We start from the raw sequence: 16421 nt of genomic DNA, 5'->3' as shown, positions 1-16421 counted from the left end.
TGTCCCGGCAGCCGGACGGGGCACAGGAGTCGGGCGCGGCAACGGGGGCGGGGCGGCCCGCGACCGGCCGCCCCGCCTGCTCAACGCCGGGTCAGGTGCCGTTCAGCCAGCGGTCCGTGACGGCCAGTGCCGCCGCCATGATGCTCAGCTGCGGATTCACCTCGGGGCAGCTGGGCAGCACCGATCCGTCCGCGATCAGCACGCCGCGCACCCCGCGCAGCCGTCCGACGGGGTCGGCCGGCGAGCGGTCCTCGTCGGCGCCGGCCGCGGCCGTGCCGGTGGGGTGGAACGCGGACACGTGCAACTGGCGTACGGACACGTCCGCCAGCAGGGCCTCCAGTTCCGCCATCGTGCGGGCCCGGGGCGCGTGCGGCACGCCGGTCAGGACCTCCTCGGCGCCGGCCGCGAACAGCAGGCGCCCCATGGCCCGTTGGGCGCGCAGCAGTCGGCCCGCGTCGCGGCGGTCCAGGTCGTAACGGAGCAGGGTGCCGTGCCGGCCGAGGACCCGGCCCGAGGGGCGGTCGGCGATCATCGCCCCGAGCGTCGCCAGGTGTTCGGTCTCCTCCAGGGCCTGGCGTAGGGCGCGTCCGACGCCGGGGAGTACGAAGGAACTCATGCCGGGCGGTGCGGCGGTGGCCTCGATGAGGATGCCGTCGGCGTGCAGTTCCTCGACCGCGACGCTCTGCAGGACGGCCCGTCCGCCGCCGACGGGGGCGGAGAAGCGGCCCGCGACGCTGAGGGCGGGGTGGACGCTGAGGTTGCGTCCGAGTGCCGGGTGGGCGCCGAGGCCGGAGCGGCGCAGCAGTTGAGGGGTCTGGAGGGCACCGGCCGCCACCACGACCAGCGGGCCGAGGATCTCGAGCTCGCTGCCGTCGGGGCGGCTCACCAGGACACCCGCGGCGACGGGGCCGCCCGGCCGGTCGCGGTCGGTGAGGAGGCGCCGTACACGGGCGCCCGTGACGATGCGGGCCCCGGAGGCGCACGCCTCGGGCAGCACCGAGAGCTGGACGCTCTGCTTGGCGCCGGTCGGGCAGCCGACGACGCACTGGCAGGAGCCCCGGCAGCCGGGGGCGTTGCGGCGCAGGGGGCCCGCGGCCCAGCCGAGGTTCCGGGCGCCGGACAGGGCGAGTCTGCCGTTCTCGCCGAGGACGTCGAGCGGCTGCCGGGCGACGTGCAGGGTGCGTTCCGCCTCGTCGAGGTGGCCGGCGAGACCGTCGGCGGCGGCGAAGCCGTGCGTGGTACGCCAGCGGGTGAGGACGTGGTCCGGAGTGCGGTAGCAGGTACCGGAGTTGACGACGGTGGTGCCGCCGACCGCGCGTCCGGTGGGCACGACGAGCGGAGGGGTGCCGTACGCGATCGTGGCGCCCGCGTCGCGGTACAGGGAGGTGAAGCGGTCGAGGGGGGTCCGGCGCGCGAAGGAGGCGGTGGTGTGGTGGTCGCCCTCCTCCACGACGACGACCCGCAGCCCGGCGCGGGCCAGGGTGCGCGCCGCCATGGCCCCTCCGGCGCCGGACCCGACGACGACGGCGTCGGCGGTGGACCGACTCGGCCAGGCGTAGGAGGGCGTGCAGTCCAGAGGCGGATCGTCGGGGACGGATCCAGGGGACGGGGTTCCGGCGGCCAGCATCCGTTCGGTGCCGGCGGCGAGCAGGACGGGCACCTTGAGCGCGTCCAGGACCGGCAGGGCCGTGCGGTGGGCGGCCAGGCCGGTCAGCAGGCGTTCGCGCTCCTCGGGGGCGAGGCCGCCCAGGCGGCGGCCGGTGCGGGCCACGGCGTAGGCGTCGAGCGCGAGGGCCGCGCCGTGGACACCGGTGCGTGCGAGGCGCGGCATCGCGGCCAGCAGGGTCCGCAGGCGGCCCGGCACGGCCCGTACCCAGTCGGTCGTACCGTCGTCGGCGAGGAACGCGGCGCCGAGCGCGGGGAGTGTGGCGTCGGGGCGGGTGCTCATCGCTCGCCGACCTCCGCGTGGGCGGTGCCCGTGAGCCGCCAGTGCGCCTCCGGCCGCCACCTCCCCCACCAGCGCTCCAGGGTGATCTCCGCGTCGGCGCTCTCGCTGTTGCGGCAGACCGCGGCGGACCCGTCGGGGTCGGTGTAGTCCAGGGCCAGCGTGCGCTCCGGCGGCTGGGTCACCGTCACCCGGATACGGCGGAGTCCGGCCCGGCCGGTGATCTGCCAGCGGGGCAGGGCGAGGTCCGCCGTGAAACGGCCGGCTCCCGCCCAGCCGACGGCGGTGCGCTCGGCGCGCCTCGGCCAGGTCCGGCCGCCGTGCAGCAGCCGCAGGAAGACGAGCGGGGGCAGCCGGTCGAGTCCTGGACGGGTGGAGCGCGCGGCGACGATCTCGAGGATGTCGCCGCCGCCGAGGTCGGCGTGGAGCCAGCCCCAGCGTTGCGCGTTGCCGTGGCCGTAGATACGGGCGCTCGCGCCGAAGGCGCCGTCGAGGCGCAGTTCCTCGTCGTCGCCGTGACGGACGGTGCCGGTGTAGCGGCAGCGGGAAGCCGGCAGCATATGGCTGGCGGGCAGCCACGGGTGGCGCCACGACCAGCGGGGGAAGGTGTGCACCGGCGCGCCCTGCGGTGTCTCGGTGAGCGACCAGGTGACCGGCCCCGCGCTGCCGGACAGCGCGCCGGGGGTGACCCGGACGCCGTCGGCGGCGAAGCCGTCGGGGCTCTCCGTCACCGGGACGGGGCCGAAGCGGGCGTGCCGCACGGGACCGTCCTGGGGGAAGACGGCGGCCCAGCCGTGCGCGTGGGCGGCGGAGCCGTCCGTGGGGGCGACGACCTCGTGGTGCAGCCACACCCCGGTGCCGGTCGCCGGGTCGGTGAGGGTCGTGTACCAGACCTCCGTGCGGCCCGGCTCGCCGTCCCAGCGCGGTGCCAGGTGCCGTCCGGGGCCGGGCGTGGACGGGCGGGGGAAGCGGAAGCTGGCGAGGAACGGCAGGAGCTGGGTGCCGAGCGGGAAGCGGAGGGTGCCCGACCCGGCCGGCCGGCCCTTCTCGTACAGGCTGTACGGCAGCACGGTCATCGAGGTGACGGGCCGTGCGGGGGTGAGGGACTTCCAGCCGTCCAGTTCCAGGCGCCGGCCCTCGAGGGTGAAGGTGAGCCGGTAGCGGATGCGGCGGCGGGTCAGCGGGGCTATCTCCAACTCCCCCGTCGCCTCGGCGTCGTCGGAGCGTCCCGCGATCCGCACCCGTCCGGTGAGCCGGGCCCGGGTGGTGCGGTGCGGCAGCACCATGGCGTCGGCGCGGGCCACGAGGTCGAGGCGGACGGGCCGTTCGCGGTCCTCGCCGTCCAGGCGTACGCGGCCCAGCAGGGTCTCCCGGAACACCGTCCCGCGGGCGCTCACCGCTGTCCGCCCTGACCGCGGCCGGTGTCGGCCAGTCCTTCGAGCATGATGCGTTCGGTCGCCGACAGATAGGCTCCGGCGGCCGTGCGGGCCGCGCTCTCGTCACGGGCGGCGACGGCCTCGACGACGGGGGCCAGCCGGTCGTGGGCGGCCCGGGCGTCCTCGAAGGGGCCGACCAGTGCCGAGCGCACCGGGAGGTAGGCGTTGAACAGGGTGTTGGTCAGCAGGACGTACACCCGGTTGCCGGTGGCGCGGGCCAGCGCGCGGTGCACCTCGGCGTCCGCGAGCTGTGCGTCCTCGCCGCCCTTCGCCTCGGCGACGGCCGCGACGAACCGGCGCAGTTCGGCGACCTGGGCCTCGGTGGCGCGCGAGGCGGCGCGTTCGGCGATCAACGCGCCGATGCTGCGGCGGACTTCGAAGATCTCCCCGATCCAGTCGGGGCTGTGCCGCACCAGCATCGGCAGCAGGTCGGCGCCGCCCAGCCGCAGGAAGTCGCGGACGCGGGTGCCCACTCCGTGCCGGGTCTCCAGGAGTCCCGCGTGCACAAGGCGGCCGAAGGCGTGCTTGAGAGTGGTGCGGTTGACGCCGAACTCGTCGGCGAGTTCCCGTTCGGGCGGCAGATAGCTCCCGGCCGGGTGCCGCCCGGCGAGAATCCGTTCGCGCAGGCGCTGTTCCAGGACGTCGACGACGGTCTCGCGCGGCAGTGCTCCCATGGGGGCCCCCAGCGTGGGTGGTCGGTGAAGTGTGGTCCAGTGACTGAGCCACTGAACCACCGTGGTTGACCACGCGTCAACAAGTCGTGCACTTACGGTTGTTGGAAGGGCGCCGCTCAGGCGGGGACGCGCAGGGCGAGCAGGGCCACGTCGTCGTCGTTGTCGGCGGGGCGCACCCGGCGCAGCACCTGGTCGGCGAGGACGGAGAGCGGGCGGTGCACGGACGCGGCCGCGTGCCGGTGCAGCCGGTCCAGACCGACGTCGAGGATCTTGCCGTGCTCCTCGACGAGGCCGTCCGTGTACAGCACGAGGGTGCAGCCGGGCTCGAGCACGGCCTGCGCGTCCGGCCGTCTGGTGCGCAGCCCCGTGCCCAGGGCGACCCCGTGACCGGCCTCCAGGAAACTGCCCACGCCGTCCCGGTTGATCAGCAGCGGAGGCGGATGGCCGGCGTTGGTCCAGGTCAGCTGCCAGGTGCCGTCGTCCAGTGACTCGACCCGGGCGAAGATCATGGTGGCCATGCTGACGTCGGTGATGTGCTCCATCGCCTCGTCCAGGCGCCTCACGATCCGGCTGGGCGGTTCGTTCTGCGCCCACGCGTAGGCGCGGAGCATGTTGCGGAGCTGGGCCATGCCGGCCGCCGCCTCCAGGTCGTGCCCGACGACATCGCCGATGGCCAGGGCCGTCGCCCCGTCGGACAGCGGGAACGCGTCGTACCAGTCGCCGCCCACCTGCGAGGCGTCGGGAGCGGGCAGATAGCGGGCCGTCATCTCCAGGCCCGCGACGCCCGGCATCTGGGGCAGCAGATGGTTCTGCATGGTCTCGGCGACCTTGCGCTGACGCTGGTAGAGGCGGGCGTTGTCCAGGGCGAGCCCGGCGCGGCGCGCGATGTCCTCGGCCAGCGGCAGGTCCGCCGCGGTGAACGCCACCGGGTCCGTGGCACGGCCCATGGTCAGCGCGCCCAGCACCTCGCGGGCGCCGCGGATGGGGGCGATGGCCGCCGAGTGCATGCCCGTACGGTCGAACAGACGGCGCTGCTCGACCGCGATCCCGGAGTCCGGGGTGCCGTGGTACTGCTCGGGTCCGGTGATGGTGGAGGCCACGCCCCGCAGGGCCCGGGACAGCGGCCACTGGGACTCCGCCAGGACGGGCGGCATGGGCCCCTCCAGATCCTCGTGCCGCTTGAGCGTCGTGCCGTCCGCGTGGACGACGAGCTCCCGCCACACCTCGTCGCGCTCGGAGATCAGGTCCACGACCACCCAGTCGGCCAGCCGTGGCACGACCAGATGGCTGAGCCTCCGCAGCATCTCCTCGGTGTCGAGCGTCGAGGTCAGCTGGGCGGTGGCCTCGGCCAGCAGGGCCAGGCGTTCCAGGTCGGTGAGGGTGGCGGCCGGTGTCTCCGCCGGGGACGCCGGCTCCTCCGGGGCCTCCTGCGGGTGGAAGATCACCAGGGTCCAGCCGGCCTCGTCGCCGTCGGACTCGTAGGGCGTTATCAGCCAGGCGACGGCCCGGACGGAGCCGTCGGGCAGCGCGAAGTACTCCGGCGCCCCCTGTGCGGGCCTGCCCGCGTGGAACGCCTGGCGCATGGAGCACCGGCTGTGCGGCAGCCGGTGACCGTGCGGGTCGCGGTGCAGCAGGTCGTGCGCGTCGTAGCCGGTGAGGTCGCCGGAGGCCCGGCCGAGCATGCGCTCCGCCTCGGGGTTCACCGCGATGATGTAGCCCCGTTCGTCCACGACGTAGGCGCCGGCGCCGAGGGCGGCCAGGGCCCGGGACAGTTCGGCGGGCGCAGGCGCGACGGCCTCTCTGCGCATGCTCTCGGTGCCCTGCGGCCCTTCCACGTCCAGCCTCCCTGCCGATCGGTCCGGGATGCGCACGCGCGTCCGCGCGCCCTGCCGAACCACGCCACCGCTCCCGGTGTGCCCTCCGTATGCCCCTCGATGGCCGAAAGCCACCTTCCTTGCAGCGCCGCCGTCCCGGCTGGAAGATCCACGTGACCGGAGCGTACGGCGTGGCCGTCGCGTACGCGCGCTCCGGCGGGGAGGAGCCGGCATGGAACGGCGGACGGGCGGATCGTACGGCCTGTTCGTGGGCCTGTGCACGCTGGACGTCCTGCAGCTCGTGGACCGGCTGCCGGGGCCCGACGAGAAGGTGACGGCACGGGACCAGCTCGTGGCCGCCGGGGGCCCGGCCACGAACGCGGCCGTGACCTTCGCCCATCTGGGCGGCACGGCACGGCTGCTCACCGCGGTCGGCGCGCATCCGCTGGGCGAGGGCGTCCGGGCGGACCTGGACCGGGCGGGGGTGACGGTGACCGACCTGGCGGCCGGCCGGACGGAGCCGCCCGCCGTGTCGTCGGTGCTGGTCACGGCGGCGACCGGGGAGCGCGCCGTCGCCTCCACCAACGCCCGGGGGCACCGGCTCGCCCCTCCCCCGGACCTCGACGCCCGGGTCGCCGCCTGCGACATCGTCCAGCTCGACGGCCACCACCCCGCCCTGGCGCTCGCCACGGCCCGCGCGGCGCGTGCGGCCGGACGCCGGACCGTCCTCGACGGGGGCAGCTGGAAGCCGGGCACGGAGGACCTGCTCCCGTACATCGACGTGGCCGTCTGCTCGGCTGCCTTCCGCCCACCCGGCACCGGGACCCCCGACGACACCCTGCGGTTCCTGCGCTCCCACGGCGTCCCCTGGACGGCCATCAGTCATGGGCCACGCCCCCTGTTGTGGGCCGGCCCGGACGACAACGGCACGGTGGAGGTGCCCGACGCCCACGTGGTCGACACCCTGGGCGCCGGCGACGTCCTCCACGGCGCCCTGACACACGGATTGGCCCGCCTGCCCGACCTGACCGGCCCCGCCTTCGCCACCGCCCTGCGCGGGGCGGCGTCCCTGGCCGCCCGCTCGTGCACGTCGTTCGGCACGCGGGCGTGGATGCGGGACGGTTGAGCGGGGGTTCACCCGGTCCGGCCCGGGGTGCTCGGCGGGCACGCCACACCGAACGGGCTCACCGAGCCTGCCCGGGTGGGCTCGCCGGCGGTCCCCGGCGCACCCGGACGGGAGTACGGCCCGCCCGCGACGATCGGGAGCCCGGCGTCGCCTCCCGGAACCTGCCGACGCGGCCGTGCTCCGCGTCCGGCACCCGGTACCGGGGCCGGGCGCTCGACGGGCGGGCGCTCGGCCGGCCGGCCGGCTGCCGCAGCTGAGCCGGCTCGCGCCGCCACCAGGGCGGGCTCACCGGACGCGACCGCACCCGGCGGACCGTACGGCCCGACCCATACGACCGGAAGCCCGGCGCTCGGCTGGCAACCCACCGACGCGACCCTGCGCCGCGTTCCGCACCCGGCACTGCAGCGCGGCGCTCGACGGGCATGTCACCCAGCACACCCGGTCGGCCGTACGGCGAGGCCCTACGGCGACCAGCCTGCCGGACGGCTGCCGCAGCTGAGCCGGCTCGCGCCGCCACTGGGGCGGGCTCGCCGGACGCGACCGCACCCGGCGGACCGTACGGCCCGACCCCGGCGTTCGGGCTGCCGGAACCTGCCGACGCGGCCGTGCTCCGCGTTCCGCACCCGGCACTGCAGCGGGGCACTCAGCGCAGCCTGTCGGCCGGCCCCGGGCGGGTGCCGGAGTCGACCCGTGCGGCGGGCACCCGGCATCGGAGTGGTGCCGTCAGTCCGGGCCCGGGGGCGTCGGGGGGCGCATGATCCAGCGGATGGTGCGGGTGAGGGCCTGACCTGTGGGGCGGATCGCCAGGTCCTCCACGACCGGGAGGCGGGGCAGCCACAGGAGGCGGCGGGCCCACGGGGGCAGCAACGCGACGGCGTTCGCGGCCAGGCCGCCGTACAGGGGGCGGACCGCGAGGGGGACGGGCGGCTGGAGAAGGAGGAAGCGGGCGGTCGCTCGGGCCTCCGGGGTGGCCCGGAGTTCGGGGCGGTACGCGGCGAGGCGTGCGGTGAGCTCGCGTCGGTCGCGCGGCGGGTCGGTCACGCCCAGCGCCGACGCCACCCGGGCGACGTCGGCGACGTAGCCGTCGTAGCCGGCGGCGTCCAGCGGGTGTGCGCCGAAGCGCTCGTGGGCGCGGAGGAAGCTGTCGGTCTCGGCGGCGTGCACCCAGCCGAGCAGATGCGGGTCGGCCGCGTGGTAAGGCCTCCCGTCGGCCGCGGTGCCGCGGATCCGCTCGTGGATGGCGCGGACCTGGTCGACCGCCCGCTGCGCGTCCTCGGCGGTGCCGTACGTCGTCACGGCGAGGAAGGTGCTGGTGCGCTGGAGGCGGCCCCACGGGTCGCCCCGGTAGCCGGAGTGCCCCGCGACCGCCGCCATCGCCAGCGGGTGCAGGGACTGCAGCAGCAGCGCGCTCAGCCCGCCGATGAACATGGACGCGTCGCCGTGGACCGAGCGGATCGGGCGGTCGGGGCCGAACCAGCGCGGCCCCGGGGTCAGATGGATCCGGGCGCGGGTCGCCGGGCCGTCAGGGCCCGCGACCCGGCGGAACAGGGCCTGTCCCAGCTGGTCACGCACCACGTTCAGCACGGTCGGGCTCCCTTCCGCCCTCGTCGTCGTCATCCGGCGGCGGCCTCGGGTCCCGCCTCCCGGTCGGAGGCCGGCCACACGTACGGCAGGTCGTCGGCCACCCCGGGAAAGAGGGCGGCGTACACGTCGGGGTCCTTGCGGACCAGCGCCGAGCGGTGGCTCTCGTGGAAGGCCTCGTCGCCGAGCCACGGCGGCAGCTCACCGGTCGCCGCCAGCTCCTCCTGCCCCCGGACGGGACCGGGCCGGTGCGCGGCCAGTCCGGAGACCAGGGAGGCCGCGCAGCTGTCCTGGTGCCCCTGGTCGCGCCAGACCCGGCAGATCTCCAGGCCGTACCGCACCAGGGCCTCCTCGTAACCGACCCACATACGGACGGCCGGGTGCCGGCGCCAGCCGTAGCCGGGCACGGTCAGGCCGCGCAGGACCTGGAGCGCCTCGACGCGCTGCTTGCCCAGCCGGCGCCGGTCCAGCAGCAGTGCCGTCCGCCCGAAGTCCGGGTCCGGCAGGAACGTCTGCATACGGCCCCGCTCACTTCTTGCGCAGCGCGGACGGCTTGTGGACGGCCGACCTGCCGGACTTCTCGCTGCGCACCTCGTACTGCGGTTCCTCCGCTGAGGCGTCCACGGTGCGGCCCGCGGCCTCCGTACGACGGGTGATCTTCCGTTCGACGGTGCCCTCGGCGGTGCTGCCGTGGCTCTTCCAGGTCACCTCGTCGCCCTTGGACAGCCGCCCGTCGTCGGACTTCTTCGCCTTCTTCGCCACCGTGATCCCTCTCTTCCCTCATCCACCGTCCCGCGCAGGCGGGGTCGTCGGCCGGGACCCGCCCCGAGTGCCCGCCCGGCACCGGCCCAACCTGCACGGCCGCCCCGGATGCAGGGGCGCGGGCCGAGTGCTGCAATGACTTCAGGGCCGGAGCCGGGCCTCGCGTATGCCCCGCCGCCGTCGGGGGCGAGCGGGCCCACAGCATCGTGTGAGGAGTGGTCATGCACCAGGACATCGCGGACATGGGGCCCGTCGACTACCTGATCGTCGAGTTCCCCGGCAGCCGGATGACGGGTGAGGGGCTGCCCCTCCTCGTGGACCTGGTCGACCGGGGGATCATCCGCGTCCTCGACCTGGCCTTCGTACGCAAGGGCACCGACGGTTCGGTCGAGGCCCTGGAGCTGCGGAACACCGGGGACGAGGTCGACCTCACCGTGTTCGAGGGGGCCTCCTCCGGACTGCTGGACCAGGGCGACCTGGAGGACGCCTGCGCCGCGCTGGAGGCGGGCAACTCGGCGGCGGTGCTGGTCTACGAGAACCTGTGGGCCGCTCCCCTGGCCCGTGCGCTCCGGCGCGGCGGGGCCGAACTGGTGGCGAGCGGCCGTATCCCCATGGACAGCCTGGTCGCGTCGCTGGACGCGGCCGAGGCGGCGGCGCCCGCGGGCGGGTCCGTCGTCGCGCGGTGAGTGCGTCCGCCCCCGCCCCGGGCACACCTCAGCAGGGAGACGAACGACATGCCAGGACTGCTCCGCGGGGTCGCCCGCACGGCCGTCATCTCCGGGACCGCCACGGCGGTGTCCAACCGGGTCTCGCGCCGCCAGGCCGGCCGCTGGGCCGAACAGGACCGGCAGCGGGGGATGGTGTACGAGCAGGAGGCGGCCCCCGTGGCCCCCGCCCCGCCCGCCCCGCCCGAACCGGTGGCGGCCGACGACATGACCGCGAAGATCGAACAGTTGAAGCAGCTCGGTGACCTCAAGGCCCAGGGGGTACTCACCGAGGAGGAGTTCCAGGCCCAGAAGCGCCGGATCCTCGCTTGACGCACGACGAGCAGGGCGCGCGGGAGCCGTCCCCGTCCGGGGGACGGACCCAGCCGGAGGAGGCCGACCGGCTGCGCGCGATGCTGCGCGACCCGGCGTATCTGAAGGCGCTCGTCTTCTCCGCGCTGATCGGCGTCCCGGTGTCGCTGCTGGCGTTCTGGTTCCTGGCCGCGCTGCACCAGCTGGAGCACGCGCTGTGGGTCGACCTCCCCGACGCGCTGGGCTGGGACACCCCGCCCTGGTGGTGGCCGCTGCCGGTGCTGGCGGTCGCCGGGGTCTGCGTCGGCCTGGTGGTCCGTCATCTGCCGGGTGCGGGCGGGCATGTGCCGGCGGCCGGACTGCACGCCCCCGGCATGTCCGCGTCCGCTCTGCCGGGTGTCGTCCTGGCCGCGTTCGCCAGCCTTCCGCTGGGCGCCACCCTCGGTCCCGAGGCCCCGCTGATCGCGTTCGGCGGTGGCCTGGCCATGATGTTCGCCCGGCTGGCCCGCGCGCCGACGACCCCGCAGAGCGCCGCGCTGCTCGGCGCGGCCGGTGCGGCGGCCGCTCTGCCGGCGATCTTCGGCAACCCGCTGATCGGCGCCGTGATCCTGATAGAGGTCGCCGGGGTGGGCGGTCCACGGCTGTTCGCGGTGATGCTGCCCGCGCTCCTGTCCAGCGGTGTCGGCTCCCTCGTCTTCACCGGGTTCGGCCGCTGGACGGGCCTGTCCACCGGCGGCCTGTCCCTCCGGCTGGGCGTGCCGACGCCGCACATCGACGCCGGGGACGTCGTCTGGTCGGTCCTGCTGGCCGTGGCCATCGGGTTCGCCGTGCACCTGGTCATGGACACCGGGCGGCTCGCCGCGGTCTTCGTCGCCGGGCGGCCGGTGACCCGTACGGCGCTCTGCGCGCTGGGCGCCGGGGTGTGCGGGGCCGTCTACACGCTCGTCACCGACCGGAACCCGGCGGACGTGGCGTCGTCCGGTCAGGCCACGCTGGCAGGCCTCGCACAGGACCCGCACGCGTGGGGGGTGGGCGCGCTGATCGCCGTCCTGCTGTGCAAGGGCCTGGCGTACGCGCTGTGTCTGGGCAGTCTGCGCGGCGGTCCCATCTTCCCGGCGCTGTTCCTGGGAGCGGCCGCCGGGGTGCTGGTGGCGCCGCTGCCGGGACTGGGCGTCGTGCCGGGGCTGGCGGCCGGGATGGCGGCGGCGGGCGGGGCGGCGCTGCGACTGCCGGTGAGCAGTGCGGTGCTGGTCGTCCTGCTTCTGGGCCAGGCGGAGATGACACCGGTGGTGCTGCTGGCGGCGGTCGTGGGGTTCGCGACGGTCGAGCTGCTGCCGCCGGGCCGTGCCGTTGCACCGGTCGGAAAGCCCGCCGAGGCCACCGCGCCGGGCGAGCCGGAAGGCCGTACCCGGGCCGCGGGCGGCGGCGCGGGCAGCGTGTGACGGGCGGCCTCGGGACGCTTCAGCCGCAGACCCGGTCGAGGCGGTCTCGAGCGCTTCAGTCTCGGCTCCGGTCGAGAGGCGCCCCGGGACGTTTCAGTCCCGGCCCCGGTCCAGGGCCGCGTTCAGGGTGAGGGCCGCGTCGACGAGGGCCAGATGGGTGAAGGCCTGCGGGAAGTTGCCCAGTTGGCGGCCGGTGGGCGCGATCTCCTCGGAGTACAGGCCGAGATGGTTGGCGTACCCCATCATCTTCTCGAACACCAGGCGGGCCCGGTCGGTCCGGCCCGCGCGGGCCAGGGCGTCGACGTACATGAAGGTGCACAGCGAGAAGGTGCCCTCCGAGCCGGCCAGGCCGTCCGGCGACGCCTCCGGGTCGTAGCGGTAGACCAGGCTGTCGCTGACGAGTTCCTCCTCCATGGCGGCCAGGGTCGACGTCCACAGCGGGTCCTGAGGCGTGATGAAACCGACGGTCGCCATCCGCAGCAGCGAGGAGTCCAGGACGTCGCTCCCGTAGTGCTGGACGAAGGCCTGCCGGGTCTCGCTCCAGCCCTTCGTCATGACCTGCCGGTAGCAGGCGTCGCGGGCCCGGCGCCAGCGGGCGGGGTCGGCGGGCCGGCCGTTGGCGCCGGCGAGGCGCAGCGCGCGGTCGAAGGCCACCCAGGACATGACCCGGCCGTAGGCGAAGTCCTGGCGGCCGCCGCGGGTCTCCCACAGTCCCTCTTCCGCCTGGTCCCAGTGGTCGACCAGCCAGTCGAGGTTGGTGAGCAGCGCGGTCCAGCCGTGGTGGCCCATCGGATGTCCGTGCCGGTGCGCGAAGTAGATGCTGTCGAGGGCCTCGCCGTAGATGTCGAGCTGGAGTTGGCCGGCGGCGCCGTTGCCGATGCGTACGGGTGCCGAGCCGGCGTACCCCGCCCAGTGGTCGAGGATCTGCTCGTCGAGGTCGGAGGAGCCGTCCACCCGGTACATGATGTTCAGCGGGCCGGTGGTGCTGTCGCGTCCGGCGCGCTCCCTGACCCGGTCGGTCAGCCACTGGATGAACGCCTGTGCCTCCTCGGTGAAGCCGAGGCCGAGCAGGGCGTACACGGAGAACGACGCGTCCCGGATCCAGGTGAACCGGTAGTCCCAGTTGCGTTCGCCGCCCAGTTGCTCGGGCAGTGCGGCGGTCGGGGCGGCGACGACGGCCCCGGTGGGCGCGAACGTCATGAGTTTCAGGGTGATCGCGGACCGCTCGACGATCTCGCGCCAGCGGCCGGTGTAGCGGGACTGGTGCAGCCAGGACCGCCAGTACCGCACGGTCTCCTGGAACTCCTCCGCGTACTCGGCGAGCCGGATGGTGCGCGGAATGCCGTCGCCGCCCCATTCAAGGACGAGTCCGCGTTCCTGGCCGGCCTCCAGCGTCATCGTGAAGTGTAGGGCGTCACGCCGGTCGGCGAGGACGTCGATCAGCCGATCGTCCTCCGGCTCCCGGATCGGGTGCACGGTGAGGTGGGTGCCGTCGTCGGCCTCGAACGTCGCCCCGTGCGTGGTGATGTGCACCCGGTGCGGGCGGCGCCCGTAGTCGAACCGGGGGGCGATCTCGACCTCGAACGTCATCCGGCCGCGGACACAGCGGACCATCCGCATCAGCCGGTGACGGTCCGTGACGGTGGTGCCGGTGACGGGCATGAAGTCGTGCACCTCGCCGGCGCCGGCCTCGGTCATGTAGCGGGTCACCAGGATCGCGGTGTCCGGCAGGTACAACTGCTTGGTCGCGTAGGCGCCGTGGCACGGCCGGACCGTGCAGTGCCCGCCGGCGTCCTTGTCGAGCAGACCGCCGAAGACGCTCGGCGAGTCGAACCGGGGGGCGCAGAACCAGTCGACGGCTCCGTCGGTGCTCACCAGGGCGGCGGTCTGCAGGTCGCCGATCAGCCCGTGGTCCTCGATGAGGGGGTAGTCGTCCATCGGGGCGGACCTCCCGGTGTGCGCCGGTCCCGTCCCCCCTCCGCCTCAGGGTAGGACGGCGGTGCGGGTTCGGCGCGCGGGGCTCCTGGGTCAGCCAGCCAGCCCGGAGACGCTCTTCCCCACCAGGTAGAGCCCGATGGCGACACTGCCGACGACGATGGCCCGCTCCGCGTGGCCGGCCATCCAGCCGCGCATCGCGAGCAGCCGTCGCCGGGCCCGCTCGGGGCGCAGCGCGAGGGAGGTCTCGGCGGCGAGCAGGCTGGCGGTCGCCAGGAGGCAGAACGCGACGAGGACGAACCACGTCGACTTGTGGGAGCCGTCGGCGTCCACGACGGTGACGGCCCCGGCGGCCACCAGACCCCACGGCTGGAGCAGTACGGCGAGGACGGCCGCCGGCCAGACGGCGCCCCGCTCCAGCCGGTAGGTGAGGAACGGCGACGAGCCGCCGGTGCCGTCGGCCCTGGACTCACGGGCCTTGCGGGCGCGGTGCCCGGCCGGCTCGCGTCCGCTCCGGCGCAGCAGGTGCCCGCGCACGCCGTAGCGCGACCAGCGCGACCCCGATGGCGAGTTTCACGGCGAGAGCGGCCGTGGACGGCGGTGAGCGCGGTTCCGGCGGGCTGCCGCCGGTGAGGGTGAGCACCAGGACCAGCACGACGACGAAGCACGCCGTCCAGCCGGTAATGAAGGCCAGCCCGATCCGCAGGCCCCGCGCCGACGCCACCACGAGGACGAACGCCATCAGCGGGAGGGGATCGAGCGTGATGGCGGGGGCGACGAGCATCAGGTCGAGGACCATGGGCGCCCCCATCGGGCACGGTACGGGTCGAGCGTACGCACGGCCGTCGCCCGCCCGCATCTTCGCGTGGGCCCGTGCGCACGGCGGCGGACGGCGTGCCGGGCACCGCGTCCTCGCGCACTCTGGAGGTGGGAAGGAGCGGCTCGATGGAGACTCGCCGGCGTCGGTCGTCCCCGCTGCGCGCCGCCTGGTGGCGTGAGCGTTCCCGGGCGACGGTCGCGTGGGCGACGGCCGTCCACGCGCGGCTGGAGCGCCGTTTCCCGGTGATCACGGGGATCGTGGACCGGCTCGTGGCGGTGAACATCTTCGACTCCGCCACCCGGATCGCCGCGCAGTGCTTCCTGACGGCCGTGCCGCTGCTGTTCGTGCTGAGCGCGTACGCGCCGGAGGCGCTGCAGGAGCAGGTGACGACGTCCATCACCACGGTGTTGGGGCTGACCGGGCAGGCGAAGGCCGAGGTGGAGCGGACGTTCCAGCCGCCGTCGGAGGATCTGCGGCAGGCGACCGGCGTGGTGGGCGGTCTGATGGTGCTGCTGTCGGCGACGGCGGTGAGCCGGGCGGTGCAGCGGCTGTGCCGCCGGGCCTGGCAGATGCCCCGTTCACGGACGAAGGTGGCGCCGTGGCGGTGGCTGGCCTGGATCGGCCTGTGGCTGGCCGCGCTGGTCGTCCAGGGGCTGCTGCACAACGGGTTCGGGATGGGGGCGGCGCTGGGGTTCCCGATCGTGCTGCTGATGCAGGCCCTCATGTGGTGGTGGACGCAGCATCTGCTGCTGGGCGGGGCCGTGCCGTGGGGGCCGCTGCTGCCGGGCGCCCTCATCACGGCGGTCGCGGTCAGCGGTCTGTCGGTGACCGCGCACTTCTACATGCCGCGGGCGCTCAACAGGGCGCTCACCGACTACGGTTCCTCCGGTTCCGTCTTCGTGCTGCTGTCCTGGCTGATCGTGGTGTGCGTCGCCGTGGCGATCGCCCTGAGCGTGGGGGCCGTCCTGTCCCAGGAGCCGTATCTGAGACGCCGGTTGGGGCAGCCCCCGGAGTCACCGGACGCGCCCGGGCCGGACTGAGCCACGGGGCTGCGCATACGGCGTGGACGGGGCGGTCGTGCTGGCCTATGGTTCGTCCGCACGCGATCTTCCGCGGGCTTTTCCACTCGTCGCCCGTGGGGGGTCGTCGTCATGTCCTTCTCCTCTGACCTGCAACCGCGTCCGCAGTTGCCCGGCGCCGCCCGGCCGTCGTCCCGGGTGCTCCTGGTCGTCGTCTGCGTGCTGCTGGCGGGCATGGCGCTGAGCGACCTGTTCGCGGTGTTCGCTGGTCTGCGGTTGCGCTCGCTGGCCGGGAGCTCGCCCGAGCGGGCGCTGGACGACGGCTTCGCGCTGTTCGAACGGGCGGGTGACGTCCAGGGGATGGTGTCCCTGCCCGGCGCGATCGTCTTCGTCGTCTGGTTCTACCTGATGCGACGGGACCTGGGCGTGCTGGCACCCGACGGGTTCCGCAACGGCCGCGGCTGGGCCATCGGGGGCTGGCTGATACCGCTGGTGAACCTCTGGATGCCGTACCGCGTCGCCGTCGACATGTGGGGCGCTGCGGCGCCGCTGCCCCACGAGGGGCGGCCGCGCGGGACGTCGCTGTGGCCGGTGAACCTGTGGTGGGGGCTGTTCGTCGGCGCGACGCTGCTCGGCCGGTTCGCCGCGTCGTACTACTCCGACGCCGAGAGTCTCCAAGAGGTGCGCGAGGCCATGGCGCAGTACGCGGTTGCCGACCTCCTGCACACCGGTACCGCCGTGGCCGCCGGGTATCTCGCGATCCGGCTGACGGCGATGCAGCGCTTCAAGGCCCTCGAGGGGCCGTTCGCGAAGTAGGTGAGCCGGGCGTGCCGTGTGCCGCCCGGCTCACG

Annotated in this window: 16 protein-coding genes; 6 read left to right on the top strand and 10 right to left on the bottom strand. The window is 74.7% G+C overall.

Going from position 1 to position 16421, the window contains the following annotated elements:
• Positions 1–91: 91 nt before the first annotated feature.
• From DC008_RS32565 to DC008_RS32550, 4 genes are all read right to left on the bottom strand, one after another.
• Positions 92–1948, bottom strand: coding sequence for a GMC family oxidoreductase (locus DC008_RS32565; RefSeq protein ID WP_108710076.1), 1857 nt, complete (start codon positions 1946–1948; stop codon positions 92–94).
• Entirely contained in the window at positions 1945–3342 is a 1398-nt protein-coding gene (locus DC008_RS32560; RefSeq protein ID WP_108710075.1) for a hypothetical protein, read from the bottom strand. Before DC008_RS32560 ends, DC008_RS32565 begins: the two co-directional genes overlap by 4 nt.
• Entirely contained in the window at positions 3339–4055 is a 717-nt protein-coding gene (locus DC008_RS32555) for a FadR/GntR family transcriptional regulator (protein ID WP_108710074.1), read from the bottom strand. The genes DC008_RS32560 and DC008_RS32555 overlap by 4 nt, the downstream gene beginning before the upstream one ends.
• Before the next feature lie 116 nt (positions 4056–4171).
• Positions 4172–5890, bottom strand: coding sequence for a SpoIIE family protein phosphatase (locus tag DC008_RS32550; RefSeq protein ID WP_388237795.1), 1719 nt, complete (start codon positions 5888–5890; stop codon positions 4172–4174).
• 211 nt (positions 5891–6101) lie between these two features.
• On the opposite strand from DC008_RS32550, the gene DC008_RS32545 reads away from it, so the two are divergent.
• Positions 6102–6995: a PfkB family carbohydrate kinase gene (locus tag DC008_RS32545; RefSeq protein ID WP_108710073.1), complete on the top strand. Its 894-nt coding sequence runs from the start codon at positions 6102–6104 to the stop codon at positions 6993–6995.
• A gap of 723 nt (positions 6996–7718) precedes the next feature.
• On the opposite strand, the gene DC008_RS32540 is transcribed toward DC008_RS32545, so the two are convergent.
• From DC008_RS32540 to DC008_RS32530, 3 genes are read right to left on the bottom strand one after another with little or no spacing between them, the layout of a single operon-like run.
• Complete coding sequence (locus DC008_RS32540; protein WP_108710072.1) at positions 7719–8579, bottom strand: oxygenase MpaB family protein; 861 nt, start codon at positions 8577–8579, stop codon at positions 7719–7721.
• 29 nt (positions 8580–8608) lie between these two features.
• Positions 8609–9094, bottom strand: coding sequence for an MSMEG_6728 family protein (locus DC008_RS32535; protein WP_108710071.1), 486 nt, complete (start codon positions 9092–9094; stop codon positions 8609–8611).
• A 10-nt stretch (positions 9095–9104) separates the two neighbouring features.
• Positions 9105–9338, bottom strand: coding sequence for a hypervirulence associated TUDOR domain-containing protein (locus DC008_RS32530; protein WP_108710070.1), 234 nt, complete (start codon positions 9336–9338; stop codon positions 9105–9107).
• A gap of 221 nt (positions 9339–9559) precedes the next feature.
• Between DC008_RS32530 and DC008_RS32525 the strand changes: the two genes are divergently transcribed.
• Genes DC008_RS32525 through DC008_RS32515 form a run of 3 tightly spaced genes read left to right on the top strand, consistent with a single transcriptional unit; the run spans position 9560 to position 11796 of the window.
• Positions 9560–10024 (top strand): DUF6325 family protein, encoded by a 465-nt coding sequence (locus tag DC008_RS32525; RefSeq protein ID WP_235074507.1) that lies wholly within the window; start codon positions 9560–9562, stop codon positions 10022–10024.
• A 48-nt stretch (positions 10025–10072) separates the two neighbouring features.
• A complete protein-coding gene (locus DC008_RS32520; RefSeq protein WP_108710069.1) occupies positions 10073–10375 on the top strand; it encodes an SHOCT domain-containing protein in 303 nt (100 codons plus the stop codon).
• Positions 10372–11796 carry a chloride channel protein gene (locus DC008_RS32515; protein ID WP_425276559.1) on the top strand — a complete coding sequence of 475 codons (1425 nt, stop codon included), beginning with the start codon at positions 10372–10374 and terminating at the stop codon, positions 11794–11796. Before DC008_RS32520 ends, DC008_RS32515 begins: the two co-directional genes overlap by 4 nt.
• A gap of 93 nt (positions 11797–11889) precedes the next feature.
• Here DC008_RS32515 and DC008_RS32510 read toward each other — a convergent pair whose 3' ends face one another.
• From DC008_RS32510 to DC008_RS36300, 3 genes are all read right to left on the bottom strand, one after another.
• Positions 11890–13734, bottom strand: coding sequence for a glycoside hydrolase family 15 protein (locus tag DC008_RS32510; RefSeq protein WP_108710068.1), 1845 nt, complete (start codon positions 13732–13734; stop codon positions 11890–11892).
• A gap of 90 nt (positions 13735–13824) precedes the next feature.
• Complete coding sequence (locus tag DC008_RS32505) at positions 13825–14268, bottom strand: GAP family protein (protein WP_279632352.1); 444 nt, start codon at positions 14266–14268, stop codon at positions 13825–13827.
• Positions 14201–14542 (bottom strand): GAP family protein, encoded by a 342-nt coding sequence (locus tag DC008_RS36300; RefSeq protein WP_279632351.1) that lies wholly within the window; start codon positions 14540–14542, stop codon positions 14201–14203. The genes DC008_RS32505 and DC008_RS36300 overlap by 68 nt, the downstream gene beginning before the upstream one ends.
• 134 nt (positions 14543–14676) lie before the next feature.
• On the opposite strand from DC008_RS36300, the gene DC008_RS32500 reads away from it, so the two are divergent.
• Positions 14677–15591 (top strand): YhjD/YihY/BrkB family envelope integrity protein, encoded by a 915-nt coding sequence (locus tag DC008_RS32500; protein ID WP_108710067.1) that lies wholly within the window; start codon positions 14677–14679, stop codon positions 15589–15591.
• 111 nt (positions 15592–15702) lie between these two features.
• Positions 15703–16386, top strand: coding sequence for a DUF4328 domain-containing protein (locus tag DC008_RS32495; protein WP_108710066.1), 684 nt, complete (start codon positions 15703–15705; stop codon positions 16384–16386).
• Positions 16387–16421: the final 35 nt, after the last annotated feature.

The sequence above is a fragment of the Streptomyces nigra genome (assembly GCF_003074055.1).
In the GTDB taxonomy this organism is placed as follows: domain Bacteria; phylum Actinomycetota; class Actinomycetes; order Streptomycetales; family Streptomycetaceae; genus Streptomyces; species Streptomyces nigra.
This window is presented reverse-complemented; position numbering and strand designations above follow the sequence as displayed.